We start from the raw sequence: 13,412 nt of genomic DNA, 5'->3' as shown, positions 1-13,412 counted from the left end.
GGGGGCGGTCGGCCCAACTCCCGCCGGTGTGGCGCGAGTCGGGCCGTCGGGGTCAGTAGTCGAACGCGCGGGCGGTGTTGGCGGCGACGGCCGAGGCCAGCGCGTCCTCGTCCATGCCCTTGACCGCGGCCATGGCGCGCAGGGTCAGGGGGATGAGATACGGCGCGTTGGCCCGTCCGCGGTACGGCGCGGGGGTGAGGAAGGGCGCGTCGGTCTCGACCAGGACGAGCTCGGGCGGGGCGACGGCGAGGGCGTCCCGCAGCGGCTGGGCGTTCTTGAAGGTGATGTTGCCGGCGAAGGACATGAAGTAGCCGGCCGCGGCGCAGATCTCGGCCATCGCGGCGTCGCCGGAGTAGCAGTGGAAGACGACCCGGTCGGGTGCGCCCTCCTCGCGCAGGATGCGCAGCACGTCGTCGTGGGCCTCGCGGTCATGGATGACCAGGGCCTTGCCGTGCCGCTTGGCGATCTCGACATGGGCGCGGAAGGAGCGCTGCTGGGCCGCGGTGCCCTCGGGGCCGGTGCGGAAGTAGTCCAGGCCGGTCTCGCCGACGCCGCGGACCTCGGGGCGGGCGGCGAGCGCGTCGATCTCACCCAGCGCGTCGTCGAGGGCGGCGTCACCGCCGGCGGCGCGGGCGCCCTGCCGGGACCGGCCCGCCCGTCGCCCACCACCACCCTCGCCGGAGTCGCTTCGCGACGTCCCCTCGATGGGGTCGCCGAAGACGATCCGCGGGGCTTCGTTGGGGTGCAGGGCGACGGCGGCGTGCACGCTGTCGTGGGCGGCGGCGGTGTCCGCGGCCCAGCGGGAGCCGGCCACGTCGCAGCCCACCTGGACGAGGGTGGTGACGCCGACGGAGGCGGCCTTGGCGAGGGCGCCCTCGACGGTGGTGTCCTGCATGTCCAGATGGGTGTGCGAGTCCGCCACCGGTACCCGGAGCGGCTCCGGCAGCGGCGGCGGGGTGTCGTTGTCCTGCTTGGCCATGGCCGCGATCCTACGAGGACCGCGGCCGGTCCCTCACCTGCGGTGGTGCTGGAAGGGGTGCAGCAGATCGGAGAGGTGCCAGTGGTGCCGACCGGGTGCGGCGGTGCTGCCGGTGCGGCTGTCGTCCGCGGGAGCGCCGGTCTCCTCCTGGTGGGCGGCCTTCTTGTGGTGGTTCGGCCGTCGGTGCAGGTGGGCGATCGCGTCGGAGACCATCGAGACCTGTCCGGAGCGCATGATGCGGACGACGTGCCCGCCGCAGTTGAGGCAGGTGGGACGGGTCAGGGGGGACGGGACGCGCTCGCCGTCCGCGTAGTAGACGGCGTGCACGACGCCCTTGGGGTCGGCCTGGTGCTCGATCTCGTAGGCCTGCTCCCAGCCGTGGCCGCAGCTCATGCAGCAGAAGGCGTAGGCCTCGTGGGCGGCGGGTTCGGGACGTCGGGGCTGGGTCGGGAGGGGGCTCGCGGGTGCCGCGCCGAAGGAACCGGCGGTGGCCTTCATCATGTCGCTCATGTGCGCTCCTCTTGTCCGCTGGACAAGCTCTCCGGGGACGGATGGTCCCGGTTCCCAGGGAACGCCCTTTCACGGTCCGAGCGCAGCCGAGCTGCTACCTATTGGCCCAGATTTGGCAGCTCGTAGGACAAACGCACCGGAACGCAGGTGATCGCTTTACCTTCGATGCCGGCCATTTACCTTCCCGCAGGTCACATCAGCCCCGTGAGCTGGGCTTTTCCGCTCTCCCGAGCGGCCGGACGCTCAGCCGGGCAGCCCGGTGCCGGGGCCCTCGGCGTCAGCCCTTGGCCGCGTTCTTGGCCGCCACGACCGCGTCGAAGACCTCCCGCTTGGGCAGACCGGCCTCCGCCGCCACCGCCGCGATCGCCTCCTTGCGGCGCTCCCCGGCCTCCTCCCGGATCCGCACCCGGCGCACCAGCTCCGCGGCGTCCAGCTCCGCCGGCCCGCTCTCCGGGGCGCCCTCGACGACGATGGTGATCTCCCCGCGGACGCCCTCGGCGGCCCACGCCGCCAGCTCGCCCAGCCCGCCGCGCCGCACCTCCTCGTACGTCTTGGTCAGCTCGCGGCAGACCGCGGCGCGGCGGTCGGCGCCGAAGACCTCGGCCATCGCGGCGAGGGTGTCGTCCAGGCGGTGCGGCGCCTCGAAGTAGACCAGGGTGCGGCGTTCGCCGGCGACGTCGCGGAGGCGGGAGAGCCGCTCCCCGGCCTTCCGCGGCAGGAACCCCTCGAAGCAGAACCGGTCCACCGGCAGCCCGGACACCGCGAGGGCGGTGAGCACCGCGCTCGGGCCGGGGACGGCGGTGACCTTGACGCCGCGCTCGACGGCGGCGGCGACCAGGCGGTAGCCGGGGTCGGAGACCGACGGCATACCGGCGTCGGTGACCAGCAGCACCCGCGCCCCGCCGGCCAGCGCGTCCGCCAGCTCCGGCGTCCGGGCCGCCTCGTTGCCCTCGAAGTACGACACGATCCGGCCGGCCGGCGTCACGTCCAGGGCTTGGGTGAGCCGGCGCAGCCGCCGGGTGTCCTCGGCGGCGATCACGTCGGCGGCGGCCAGTTCGGCGGCGAGCCGCGGCGGGGCGTCCGCCACGTCGCCGATGGGCGTCCCTGCAAGTACCAGCGTTCCAGTCACCCCCCCATCCTCCCTGACCGCGGGCGCCCGGTCGGGCCCGGGCCGGTGACGCGCGGCACCGCCCGGCGGCGCGGGCCGCCCGCCTCCGGGACCCCTTCCCTACGATGGGCCGGGTGACGAGTGACACCACCGCGACGCACGCGGCCGCCCCGGGCACCTCGGAGCCGATCGACCGGCCCCCCGTGTGGCAGCGGCGGCTGCGCCGGTTCGGGTACGCCGGCCGTCCCCGGGCCGACATCCGGACGCGGCTGGTGGCACCCTTCCCGGAGCCGGACGGGCGGGTGTGGGCGCTGCTCGGCGCCGGCCCGCGGCTCGCGCCGCTGCTGGCGCGCTGGTCGGGCTGGATCGGGCCGCTGCTGGTGACGCTCTGCGCGGGCGTCCTGCGGTTCTGGAACCTCGGCAGTCCGCGGAAGGTGATATTCGACGAGACGTACTACCCCAAGGACGCCTGGTCGCTGCTCCAGTACGGCTACGAGGGCACCTGGGCGAAGAACGCCAACGACGCCCTGCTCGCCCATCCCCCGCAGATCCTGCTCTCGCCGGAGCACTCGTACGTCGTCCATCCGCCGATGGGCAAGTGGCTGATCGCGCTGGGCGAGTGGGCGTTCGGGATGAACCCCTTCGGCTGGCGGTTCATGACCGCGCTGCTGGGGACCCTGTCGGTGCTCCTGGTCTGCCGGATCGGGCGGCGGCTGCTGCGCTCGACGGCGCTGGGGTGCCTGGCCGGCGCGCTGCTGGCGGTGGACGGGCTGCACTTCGTGATGAGCCGGACCGCGCTGCTGGACCTGATCGTGATGTTCTGGGTGCTGGCCGGCTTCGGCTGCCTGCTGGTGGACCGGGACCGCACCCGGGCCCGGCTGGCGGCGGCGCTGCCCACCAACGCCGAGGGACTGACCCAACCCGACGCGGAGGTCGGGGGCCGGCTGCGGCTGGGCTGGCGGCCGTGGCGGATCGCGGCCGGGCTGTGCCTGGGCCTGTCGGCGGCGACGAAGTGGAACGGCCTGTACTTCCTGGCGGCGTTCGCGCTGATGTCGGTGCTGTGGGACATGGGGGCGCGGCGCACGGCCGGGGCCCGGCACCCCTTCCGCGCGGTGCTGCGACGCGACGCGCTGCCCGCGTTCGGCGCCACGGTCGTGGTGGCGCTCGCCACCTACCTGGCGTCCTGGAGCGGCTGGATCGCGACCAAGGGCGGCTACTACCGCGACTGGGCCACCTCCCCCGAGGGCCGGGACAGCGCCTTCACCTGGCTGCCCGACTGGCTGCGCAGCCTGTGGCACTACCAGACCGAGGTCTACGCCTTCCACACCGGCCTGACCACGCCGCACACCTATATGTCCAACCCGTGGAGCTGGCTGGTGCTGGGCCGCCCGGTCTCGTACTTCTACGAGGACCCCAAGGCCGGGCAGGACGGCTGCACCGCCGCCGAGGGCTGCGCCCGCGAGGTGCTGGCACTGGGCACCCCGCTGCTGTGGTGGGCGGCCTGCTTCGCGCTGCTCTACGTGCTGTGGCGGTGGGCCTTCCGGCGGGACTGGCGGGCCGGGGCGATCGCCTGCGGCGTCGCGGCCGGCTATCTGCCGTGGTTCCTCTACCAGGAGCGGACCATCTTCCTCTTCTACGCGGTGGTCTTCGTCCCGTTCCTGTGCCTGGCGCTGGCGATGATGATCGGCGCGCTCATCGGGCCGCCGCGCTCCGACGAGCGGCGGCGCACCATCGGCGCGGTCGGCGCGGGCGTCCTGGTGCTGCTGATCGCCTGGAACTTCGTCTACTTCTATCCGCTCTATACCGGTCTGCCGATCCCCAAGAGCGCCTGGCACAACCGGATGTGGTTCGACAGCTGGGTCTAACTCCCGTCATCCGGGCTGCCGGTGGGCGGTGCGGGCCCGCACTGCCCACCGGCAGGCCCCAGTTGACCGGTTCGCGCCCCGCCGCGCGGCGGATGTGACGAACCCGTCATGGCCGTTCGACCGCGTGTCACCGGACCGTGCCCTGATCGAGACATGGCGCGTCCCCGTGTCCCATAGAGTGCGGGGGGCGTTCTTGGGTGCGTACTCAAGGCCCTCAAGTTCCTGGGAGGGGATCGGTGGCAATCGGTGACATGCGCCGCGAGGTGAAGTACGGGCTGATCGGCGGGTCCGTGGCCCTGGTGGTGGGCGTGGTCGGCGGCCTCACGCTGTTCGGCGGCTCGGACGACTCGTCCCCGCAGGCGGTCCGCTCGGCGGACGGCAAGTCCGGCGACGGCGGCTCGGTGCCGGCGGGCCCGCTGACCGCCGAGGAAGTGCACACCACGGCGCAGGCGTTCCTGACCGCCTGGCAGTCCGGGGACACCGCGAAGGCCGCCGCGCTAACCGACGACCCGGGCGCCGCCCGCGCCGCGCTCGCCTCCTTCGCCCAGCAGGCGAAGTTCTCGAAGGTGACGCTGAAGCCGGGCACCCCGGCGGGCGACAAGGTGCCGTACACGGTCGCCGCGCAGATCGCCTACAAGTCCGTGCAGACCCCGTTCTCGTACGGCAGCGCGGTGACCCTCAAGCGCGACAAGGCCAGTGGGAAGCCGCAGGTCGCCTGGCAGCCCGCCGCGCTCTACCCGGGCCTGGCCAAGGGCGACGCGCTGCGCACCGGCGAGGCCGAGGCGCCGCCGATCAAGGCGGTGGACCGCAACGGCGTCGAGCTGACCGCAAAGGACCACCCGACGCTGGCCGGGGTGCTGGACAGCCTGCGCACCAAGTACGGCAGCAAGACCGACGGCAAGCCCGGCGTGGAGCTCTACATCCACCGCGCCAAGGCCGCCGACAGCAACAAGCAGCAGCCCGACAAGACGCTGAAGGTGCTCTCCCAGGGCACCCCGGGGACGCTGAAGACGACGCTGGACGCCAAGCTCCAGACCCTCGCCGAGAACGCCGTCAAGGACAAGAAGTCGGCGTCCGCGGCGGCCGTGAAGCCCAGCACCGGGGAGATCCTGGCGATCGCCAACTCCCCCGCGAACGGCTTCAACGTCGCCACCCAGGGCTCGCTGGCGCCCGGCTCGACGATGAAGATCGTCACCGCGGCGATGCTGATGGACAAGGGGCTGACGGCGCCGGACAAGAAGGACCCGTGCGCGAAGTTCGTCACGGTCGGCGGCTGGAAGTTCCAGAACCTCAACAAGTCCGAGATCCCGGACGGCACCTTCGCGCAGAGCTTCGCGGCGTCCTGCAACAACGCCTTCATCGGGCACGCCAAGGACCTCGGCGACGACGACCTGACCAAGGAGGCCCGGGACGTCTTCGGCATCGGGCTGAACTGGGCCACCGGCATCCCCACCTTCGACGGCACCGTCCCGGTGCAGCACGACGCCCAGATGGCGGCCTCGCTGATCGGCCAGGGCGGCGTCCGGATGAACCCGCTCAACGTGGCCTCGATCGCCGCCACCGCGCAGTCCGGCGGCTTCCGCCAGCCGTACATCGTCGCCCAGTCGCTGGACAACCGGGCGTTCGCCAAGGCCGCGGGCGCCATGAAGCCGGACACCGCCAAGCAGCTCAAGTCGCTGATGAGGCTGACCGCGACGTCCGGTACGGGCGCCGAGGCGATGCAGGGCCTCAGCGGCGACATCGGCGCCAAGACCGGTTCCGCCGAGGTCGACAACCAGGACAAGCCCAACGCCTGGTTCGCCGCCTACCGGGGCGACCTGGCGGCCGCCGCGGTCGTCCCGGCCAGCGGCCACGGCGGCACCAACGCGGGCCCGGTGGTCCGCGCCCTGCTCGGCGGCAACTGACGTCCGTGGACGCCCCGTTACCGGGGTGTCCACCGGCCGGAAGGTGTTCGCGTGGCCCGTACAGCTTTCGCTAGCGTGCGGGCCATGAGCGATTCCGCAACCGGTACCGAGACCACCCCGACCGCCACCGTCACCGCCGCCCCTCCGCGCTTCGCCGAGGCGCTGGCCGCCCTCGGCCTGAGCGTCGAGGTCCGCGCGTTCCCCGAGGCCACCCGGACCGCCGCACAGGCCGCGGCGGCGATCGGCTGCGACCTCGCCCAGATCGTCAAGTCGCTGGTCTTCACGGCCGGCGGCGCACCGGTGCTGGTCCTGGTGGACGGCGCCTCCCGGGTGGACGTGGAGCGCGTACGGGCCGAGCTGGGCGCCACGAAGGTCAGGCGGGCCGACGCCGCGCTCGTCCGGGAGACCACCGGCTACGCGATCGGCGGCGTCCCGCCGTTCGGCCACCGCACCCGCACCCCCGTGCTCGCCGATCGCGGCATCCTCGCGCACGACACCGTCTGGGCCGCCGCCGGCACCCCGCACACCGTCTTCCCGCTCGACCCGCAGACGTTGCTCGCCCACGCCGGCGGCCGGCTGGTCGACGTCCGCGAGCCGGCCCAGTGACGCCGCTCGTCGTCGCGGCCGTCCTGCTGGCCGCCGTCACCCACGCAAGCTGGAACGCGCTGGCCCACGGCATACGCGACCAGCTCCTGGCCTTCACCCTCGTCGGGGGCGGCGGGGCGGTCTGCGGCGCGGTCCTGGCCTGCTTCACCCCGCTGCCGGCGGCCGCCGCCTGGCCCTACCTGCTGACCTCCGCGGTGCTGCACATCGTCTACCAGGGGCTGCTGATGCAGTCCTTCCGGCTGGGCGACTTCGGGCAGATGTATCCGATCGCCCGGGGCACCGCGCCGCTGGTCGTCACCGTCCTCGCCGCGGTCTTCGTGCACGAGATACCCGACGGCTGGGCGCTGGCCGGCGTCGCACTGGCCTCCGCCGGCCTGGTGGGGCTGGCCCTGTGGGGCATCCGGGACGGGCGGGCCTCCGCCGCCGCCACGGCGACCGGGGACCGCGCCCGCCCGCAGTGGCCGGCGATAACGGCCGCGCTCGCCACCGGCCTGGCCATCGCCTCCTACACCACCGTCGACGGCCTGGGCGTCCGCGACTCCGGGACCCCGCTCGGCTACATCGCCTGGCTGATGATCCTCGAAGGACTCGTCATCCCCGCCTACGCACTGGCCACCCGACGCGGCCGACTCGCCGCCGAACTACGGCCGTTCGCGCTTCGCGGGCTGATCGGCGGGCTGCTGTCCGTCATCGCCTACGGGCTGGTGCTGTGGGCCCAGACCCGCGCGGCGCTGGCCCCCATCGCGGCGCTGCGCGAGTCGTCGATCATCGTCGGGGCCGCGATCGGGACGCTCTTCTTCAAGGAGCGGTTCGGTCTGCCGAGGATGGCGGCGGCGGGGGTGATGGTGGTGGGGATCGGTCTGATGCTGGCCGGCTGACGCCGGGGTTCCTCCCACGTTGTCGGGTCTCCCGCCGTGCGGTTCGCCGTCCGGCGGGGTGCGCCCACGGTGGTGTGGATTCCCGCCGTGCGGGGTGCTGCTCGTTCCGCCTTCGGCGGGAGGGGTGGTGGGGCGGGGGCTCCGGACCCGCCACCAGGCACTGTCGGGGCCCCGCCCCGACACCCCCTCCGCCGACGGCGGAGACAGCAAGCCCTACGGCGGATCAGCCGGCAACGCGGGAGGCCAGCGCGCGCACCAGCGCCTGCGCCCGCGGATCCGCCGTCACGTTCCGCTGCATCCCGTTGGTGACGTAGCCGAAGGCGATCCCGCTCTCCGGGTCGGCGAAGGCCAGGGCGCCGCCGCGGCCGGGGTGGCCGAACGAGCCGGGGCCGAGCAGCGGCGACGCCGGCCCGTGCAGCATGAAGCCCAGGCCGAAGCGGGTGTTGACGAGGAGGGTGCGGTCGGGGCCGGCGGACTCCTCGGTGCGGGCGAGGGTCAGCGTCGCCGGGGCGAAGAGGCGGGGGTGGTCGTCGACCGGGCCGATCAGCGCGGCGTAGGCGCGGGCCAGCGCGGGGGCGGTGGCGATACCGGCGGAGGCGGGGAGTTCGCCGGCGCGGTAGGCGTCGTCGTTCTCGTCGGGGGCCGGGGAGATCGCGGCGAAGGCGCGGCTGGTGAGGGAGGCCGGGTCGGCGTACGCCTCGGCGACCGCCTTCTTGGGGCGGGCCCGCAGGCCGGCGGAGCCCGGGCGGGGCGGGGCCTCGACGGGGGCCAGGCGGCCGACGCGGGAGCGGGCCCCGTCGGGGAGGCCGATCCACAGGTCGAGGCCGAGCGGCCCGGCTATCTCCTCGGCGACGAAGGCGCCGAGGGTGCGGCCGGTGACCCGCCGCACCAGTTCGCCCAGCAGCCAGCTGTAGGTCTGGGCGTGGTAGCCGTGGTCGGTGCCGGGGGTCCAGGCGGGGGCCTGGGCCGCGACCGCGGCCGGGCCGCTGGTGCCGTCGACGGCCTGGGCGGGGGTGAGCGGGGTGTCCAGGACGGGCAGGCCGGCGCGGTGCGCGAGGAGGTGGCGGACCAGGACGCGGTCCTTGCCGGCGGCCTTGAACTCCGGCCAGTACGTGCCGACCGGGGCGTCCAGGTCGAGTTGGCCGCGCTGGTGCATGAGCAGCGGGACGGTGGCGGCGATGCCCTTGGTGGCGGAGCGGACGATCTGGGCGGTGCCGGGCTCCCAGGGGGCGGCCGCGGGGTCGTCGGGATCGGCGTCGCCGTCCCTGGTGCCGCCCCAGAGGTCGACGACCTTGCGGCCGTCCCGGTAGACGGTGACGGCCGCGCCGCGCTCGCCGCGCTCGGCGAAGTTGGCTGCGAAGGCGTCCCGGACCGGCTCGAAGCCGTCCTCGACCGTGCCCTGGACGTCCACCACTGTTCCCGCTTCCCACTCTTCCGTCGCTTTGGTGACCCATCAATGGTGCAACGCCCGCATCCATGCTCATGACCAGGGGCACCGCCAGGGCCACGGGCCGTGGCGTTCCTCACATCCGCGCGGGGCGGCGCCGTCCGGCCAGGCCGAGTTGCCGCCCGCTCGCGGCGCCGAAACCATGGGGGACGTGAGCGATGCACCCCAGGCCGCCGCCTCGCGTGGCCGGCTGCGCCGTGTTCCGTCCGAACCGGGCCGTCCGCCCGGGTCGTACCTGCGATTCCCGCACCTCCACGGCGATCTGCTGTGCTTCGCCGCCGAGGACGACCTGTGGCTGGCGCCGCTCGCGGCGCAGGGCGCGGAGCCGGGCCGGGCCTGGCGGCTGACCGTGGACCGGACCCGGGTGGGCCATCCCCGCTTCTCCCCCGACGGGTCGCAGATCGCGTTCACCAGCTGGCGCAGCCTCGACCCGGAGGTCCACCTCGTCCCGGTGGCCGGCGGCCCGGCACGGCGGCTGACGTACTGGGGCAGCACCGACGCCCGGGTCTGCGGCTGGTCGCCGCCGAACGGCGAGGGCGAGCCGCAGATCCTCGCGGTGTCCTCGCACGGCCAGCCGTTCTCGTACTACTCGTGGGCGTACCGCCTGCCCACCGACGGCAGCCCCGGCGGCCAGCTGCCCTGGGGGCCGGTCTCCGACATCGCGGTGGCCGATCTCGGCGGGGAGCGCCGCACGCTGCTGCTCAGCGGCAAGCCGCCGCACGAGCCGGCGTCGTGGAAGCGCTACCGCGGCGGGGCGATGGGCCGGATGTGGCTGCACGGCACCCGGCTGCTGCCGGACCTGTGCGGGCACCTGGACGCGGTGATGTTCACCGCCGGCCGGATCGCCTTCCTCTCCGACCACGAGGGCGTCGGCAACGTCTACTCGTGCCGGCCGGACGGCACGGATCTGCGGCGGCACAGCGACCATCCCGACTTCTACGCCCGGCACGCCTCGACCGACGGGTCCCGGATCGTGTACCAGTGCGCCGGCGACCTGTGGCTGATCGACGACCTGGCGCCGGACGCGGCGCCGCAGAAGCTCGCGGTGCGGCTGGGCGGCCCGCGGGCCGGCCGCCGCACGTACCAGGTGCCGGCCGCCTCGAACGTCACCGGTCTGGCGGTGGACGCCACCGGGCGGGCCAGCGCGGTCGGGGTGCGCGGCAGCCTGTACTGGCTCACCCACCGCGACGGGCCGGCCCGGACGATCCACGACACCCCGGGGGTGCGGGTCCGGCTGCCGGTGATGCTGGGCGCGACCGGCCGGATCGCGTATGTGACGGACGCCGAGGGCGACGACGCCGTCGAGATCGCCAACCTGCCGCGGGCCAGCGGGCCGGGCACCCCGCGCCGGCTGGCGGCCGGGGCGCTGGGCCGGGTCCATGAGCTGGTCTCCGCGCCGGACGGGACGCGGCTGGCGGTGGCCACGCACGACGGGCGGCTGCTGCTGGTGGACGCCGGCGAACCGGAGGCGGCGGCCGCCGGCCCCGAGGGCGGCGGCACGGACGGGGCGGTCGAGGAGCTGACCCGCTCCGGCAACGGCCCGGTCCGCCACCTGGCGTTCTCCCCCGACTCCCGCTGGCTGACCTGGTCGCACCCGGGCATCGGCCGGACGCTGCGGATGATCCGGATGGCCCGGCTGTCCGACGGGCACATCGTGGACGTCACCAACGGCCGCTTCGAGGACGAGCAGCCGGTGTTCACCCGGGACGGCCGGTACCTCGCCTTCCTGTCCTGGCGCGGCTTCGACCCGGTCTACGACGTGCACACCGGCGACCTGTCGTTCCCGTTGGGCTGCCGCCCCTACCTCGTCCCGCTGTCGTCGGCGACACCGTCCCCGTTCGCGCTGTCCCCGGAGGGCCGGCCGGCGGCGGGCGGGCTGGACCCGGACGAGAACCCCCCGCCGGCCGGGGAGGGGCCGGTGCTGGTGGAGGTGGAGGGGCTGGCGAACCGGGTCACGCCGTTCCCGGTCGCCGCGTCGAAGTACTCGTCGCTGCGGCCGGTCAGCGGCGGCGGGCTGGTGTGGCTGCGCTGGCCGATCTCCGGTGCGCTGGGCGAGACCTTCGCCAATCCGGCCGACACCTCCGGCCGCCCCACCCTCGAACACTTCGACCTGACCAAGGCGCGGCGCACCGAACTCACCAGCTCCCTGGACGCGTTCGCGCTCAGCGGCGACGGCACCCGGCTGGTGGTCAACGACGGGGGCGACCTGCGCGCGGTGCCGGCGGCCGAGCCGGCGGACAGCGACACCACGGTCTACCTGGACCCGCGGCGGATCCTGCACGACGTCGAGCCGGGCGCGGAGTGGCGGCAGGCGTTCGACGAGGCGGGCCGGATCGTCCGGGCGTACTTCTGGGACCCCAAGCTGTCCGGGATCGACTGGGACGAGGTGCTGGCGCAGTACCGGCCGCTGCTCGAACGGGTCGCCGCCCCCGACGAGTTCGCCGATCTGCTGCGCGAGGTGCTGGGCGAGCTGGGCACCTCGCACGCCTACGTCGCCGGCGCCCGGCGCAACGAGGGGCCGCCGCACTACCAGCGCCCGATCGGTCTGCTCGGCGCCAACTTCGTGCGCCGGGAGGACCGTTGGGTGGTCCGGCGGATCCTGCCCGGCGAGTCCTCGGACTCCAAGGCCCGCTCGCCGCTGGCCGGCACCGGTATCCGCGAGGGCAGTGCGCTCACCCATGTCGACGGGCGGCCGGTGGACCCGGTGACCGGGCCGTTCCCGCTGCTGGCCGCGGCCGGCGGCACCACCGTGGAACTGACCTTCGCGCCGCCCGAAGGCGAGGGGAACGGCACCGCGCACGCCCGCCGGGTCGCGGTGGTCCCGCTGGTCGACGAGCGTCCGCTGCGCTACCAGGACTGGGTGGCCAAACGGCGGGCGGTGGTCCGGGAGTTGAGCGACGGCCGGTGCGGCTATCTGCACATCCCGGACATGGGCGGCTCGGGGTGGGCGCAGTTCAACCGCGACCTGCGGCGGGAGATGGCGATGCCGGCGCTGATCGTGGACGTCCGCGGCAACGCCGGCGGGAACATCTCCGAGCTGGTCATCGAGAAGCTGACCCGCACGATCATGGGGTGGGACCTGACCCGGGACGCCGAGCCGGTGTCGTACACCGGCAACGCGCCGCGCGGCCCGGTGGTCGCGGTCGCCGACGAGATGACCTCCTCCGACGGCGACATGATCACCGCGGCGTTCAAGCTGCTGGGCATCGGCCCGGTGGTGGGGATGCGCACCTGGGGCGGGGTGGTCGGCATGACCGGCCGGCACCGGCTCGCGGACGGCACCCAGATCACCGTCCCGATGAACGCCGCGTGGCTCCGCGTCTACGGCTGGGGGGTGGAGAACCACGGCGTCGAGGTGGACATCGAGGCGCTGCGCTCCCCGCTGCACTGGGCGGAGGGCCGCCACCCGCAGCTGGGCGTGGCGGTGCGCACCGCGCTGGAGCTGCTGGACCGCCATCCCACGGCGACCCCGCCGGACCTCTCCGACGTCCCGGACCGGCGGCGGCCCCCGCTCCCGCCGCGCGGCGGCAGCAACGGCTGACGCACACCTTCCTCTGCCCGCGCCGACGGAACGGCCGATACGCCGACTCCGTGCGCCCTCGTCGACCCTCAACGGCCGGCGGCGTCATGGCCGTTGAGGGGCAGCCGATGAGCGTCGACCGGACCGTCCTCCAGCACGCCGGTCGGCATGCCCGGACTGCCCGTATGCCGACGCACGCCGAAGGGGCGCACCCGGATGGTTCTCCGGATGCGCCCCTCCGTGAGGACGAACGACCCTCGTTGAAGGACGTCAGACGTCCGTCGCTGCGGACGCCGTCGCGTCGGCTCTGGAAGCCCTAGTCGATGTCGTCCAGCGACTGCTGGCCGCGCTCGCGGGGCTGCTGGCCGCGCTCGGGGGACTGCTTGCCGCGCTCCTGCGGCTGCCGACCGCGCTGCTGGCCCTGCTGACGACGCTTGGCCTCGTCCTTGAGCTTCTGCTGCTTGTCCTTGAACTGGTCTTCCATGCCCATGCTGTTCACTCCTGTGGGGGTGTGGGGGATCGGGCTCGATAAGCGTGACACGAACCGACATTCGTCGCATTTCGATCACAATCGGGCACTTTCCGTGGCCGGCCC

10 protein-coding genes are annotated in these 13,412 nt (G+C 74.1%); 5 read left to right on the top strand and 5 right to left on the bottom strand.

Annotation, left to right across the window (positions count from 1 at the left end; all coding sequences use genetic code 11):
* Nucleotides 1-52: 52 nt before the first annotated feature.
* The 3 genes from ACIQE0_RS13955 to rsmI form a co-directional block, all read right to left on the bottom strand.
* Entirely contained in the window at nucleotides 53-979 is a 927-nt protein-coding gene (locus ACIQE0_RS13955) for a TatD family hydrolase (protein WP_402331426.1), read from the bottom strand.
* A gap of 33 nt (nucleotides 980-1,012) precedes the next feature.
* A complete protein-coding gene (locus tag ACIQE0_RS13950; protein ID WP_366329980.1) occupies nucleotides 1,013-1,489 on the bottom strand; it encodes a hypothetical protein in 477 nt (158 codons plus the stop codon).
* Nucleotides 1,490-1,766: 277 nt separating this feature from the next.
* Nucleotides 1,767-2,618, bottom strand: coding sequence for a 16S rRNA (cytidine(1402)-2'-O)-methyltransferase (rsmI, locus tag ACIQE0_RS13945; protein WP_366329979.1), 852 nt, complete (start codon nucleotides 2,616-2,618; stop codon nucleotides 1,767-1,769).
* Nucleotides 2,619-2,722: 104 nt separating this feature from the next.
* Between rsmI and ACIQE0_RS13940 the strand changes: the two genes are divergently transcribed.
* The 4 genes from ACIQE0_RS13940 to ACIQE0_RS13925 all read left to right on the top strand — a co-directional run bounded on the left by ACIQE0_RS13940 (nucleotide 2,723) and on the right by ACIQE0_RS13925 (nucleotide 7,850).
* Nucleotides 2,723-4,462, top strand: coding sequence for a dolichyl-phosphate-mannose--protein mannosyltransferase (locus ACIQE0_RS13940; protein WP_402331421.1), 1,740 nt, complete (start codon nucleotides 2,723-2,725; stop codon nucleotides 4,460-4,462).
* A gap of 251 nt (nucleotides 4,463-4,713) precedes the next feature.
* The gene (locus ACIQE0_RS13935) at nucleotides 4,714-6,366 is read left to right on the top strand and encodes a penicillin-binding transpeptidase domain-containing protein (protein ID WP_402331581.1); all 1,653 of its coding nucleotides are present in this window, start codon (nucleotides 4,714-4,716) and stop codon (nucleotides 6,364-6,366) included.
* An 84-nt stretch (nucleotides 6,367-6,450) separates the two neighbouring features.
* Nucleotides 6,451-6,972: a YbaK/EbsC family protein gene (locus ACIQE0_RS13930; protein ID WP_402331418.1), complete on the top strand. Its 522-nt coding sequence runs from the start codon at nucleotides 6,451-6,453 to the stop codon at nucleotides 6,970-6,972.
* Nucleotides 6,969-7,850 (top strand): DMT family transporter, encoded by an 882-nt coding sequence (locus ACIQE0_RS13925; RefSeq protein WP_366329976.1) that lies wholly within the window; start codon nucleotides 6,969-6,971, stop codon nucleotides 7,848-7,850. The genes ACIQE0_RS13930 and ACIQE0_RS13925 overlap by 4 nt, the downstream gene beginning before the upstream one ends.
* A gap of 223 nt (nucleotides 7,851-8,073) precedes the next feature.
* Here the strand turns inward: ACIQE0_RS13925 and ACIQE0_RS13920 are convergent, their stop codons facing one another.
* A complete protein-coding gene (locus ACIQE0_RS13920) occupies nucleotides 8,074-9,264 on the bottom strand; it encodes a serine hydrolase domain-containing protein (protein ID WP_402331414.1) in 1,191 nt (396 codons plus the stop codon).
* Nucleotides 9,265-9,439: 175 nt separating this feature from the next.
* On the opposite strand from ACIQE0_RS13920, the gene ACIQE0_RS13915 reads away from it, so the two are divergent.
* A complete protein-coding gene (locus ACIQE0_RS13915; protein ID WP_402331411.1) occupies nucleotides 9,440-12,838 on the top strand; it encodes a S41 family peptidase in 3,399 nt (1,132 codons plus the stop codon).
* 295 nt (nucleotides 12,839-13,133) lie between these two features.
* Here the strand turns inward: ACIQE0_RS13915 and ACIQE0_RS13910 are convergent, their stop codons facing one another.
* Nucleotides 13,134-13,307 (bottom strand): hypothetical protein, encoded by a 174-nt coding sequence (locus ACIQE0_RS13910; RefSeq protein WP_366329974.1) that lies wholly within the window; start codon nucleotides 13,305-13,307, stop codon nucleotides 13,134-13,136.
* Between the last annotated feature and the right edge of the window lie 105 nt (nucleotides 13,308-13,412).

It is taken from the genome of Streptomyces sp. NPDC093097, from assembly GCF_044754325.1.
Classification (GTDB): domain Bacteria; phylum Actinomycetota; class Actinomycetes; order Streptomycetales; family Streptomycetaceae; genus Streptomyces.
The sequence above is the reverse complement of the archived record's forward strand: the minus strand, read 5'-3'. Positions and strand labels throughout refer to the sequence as shown.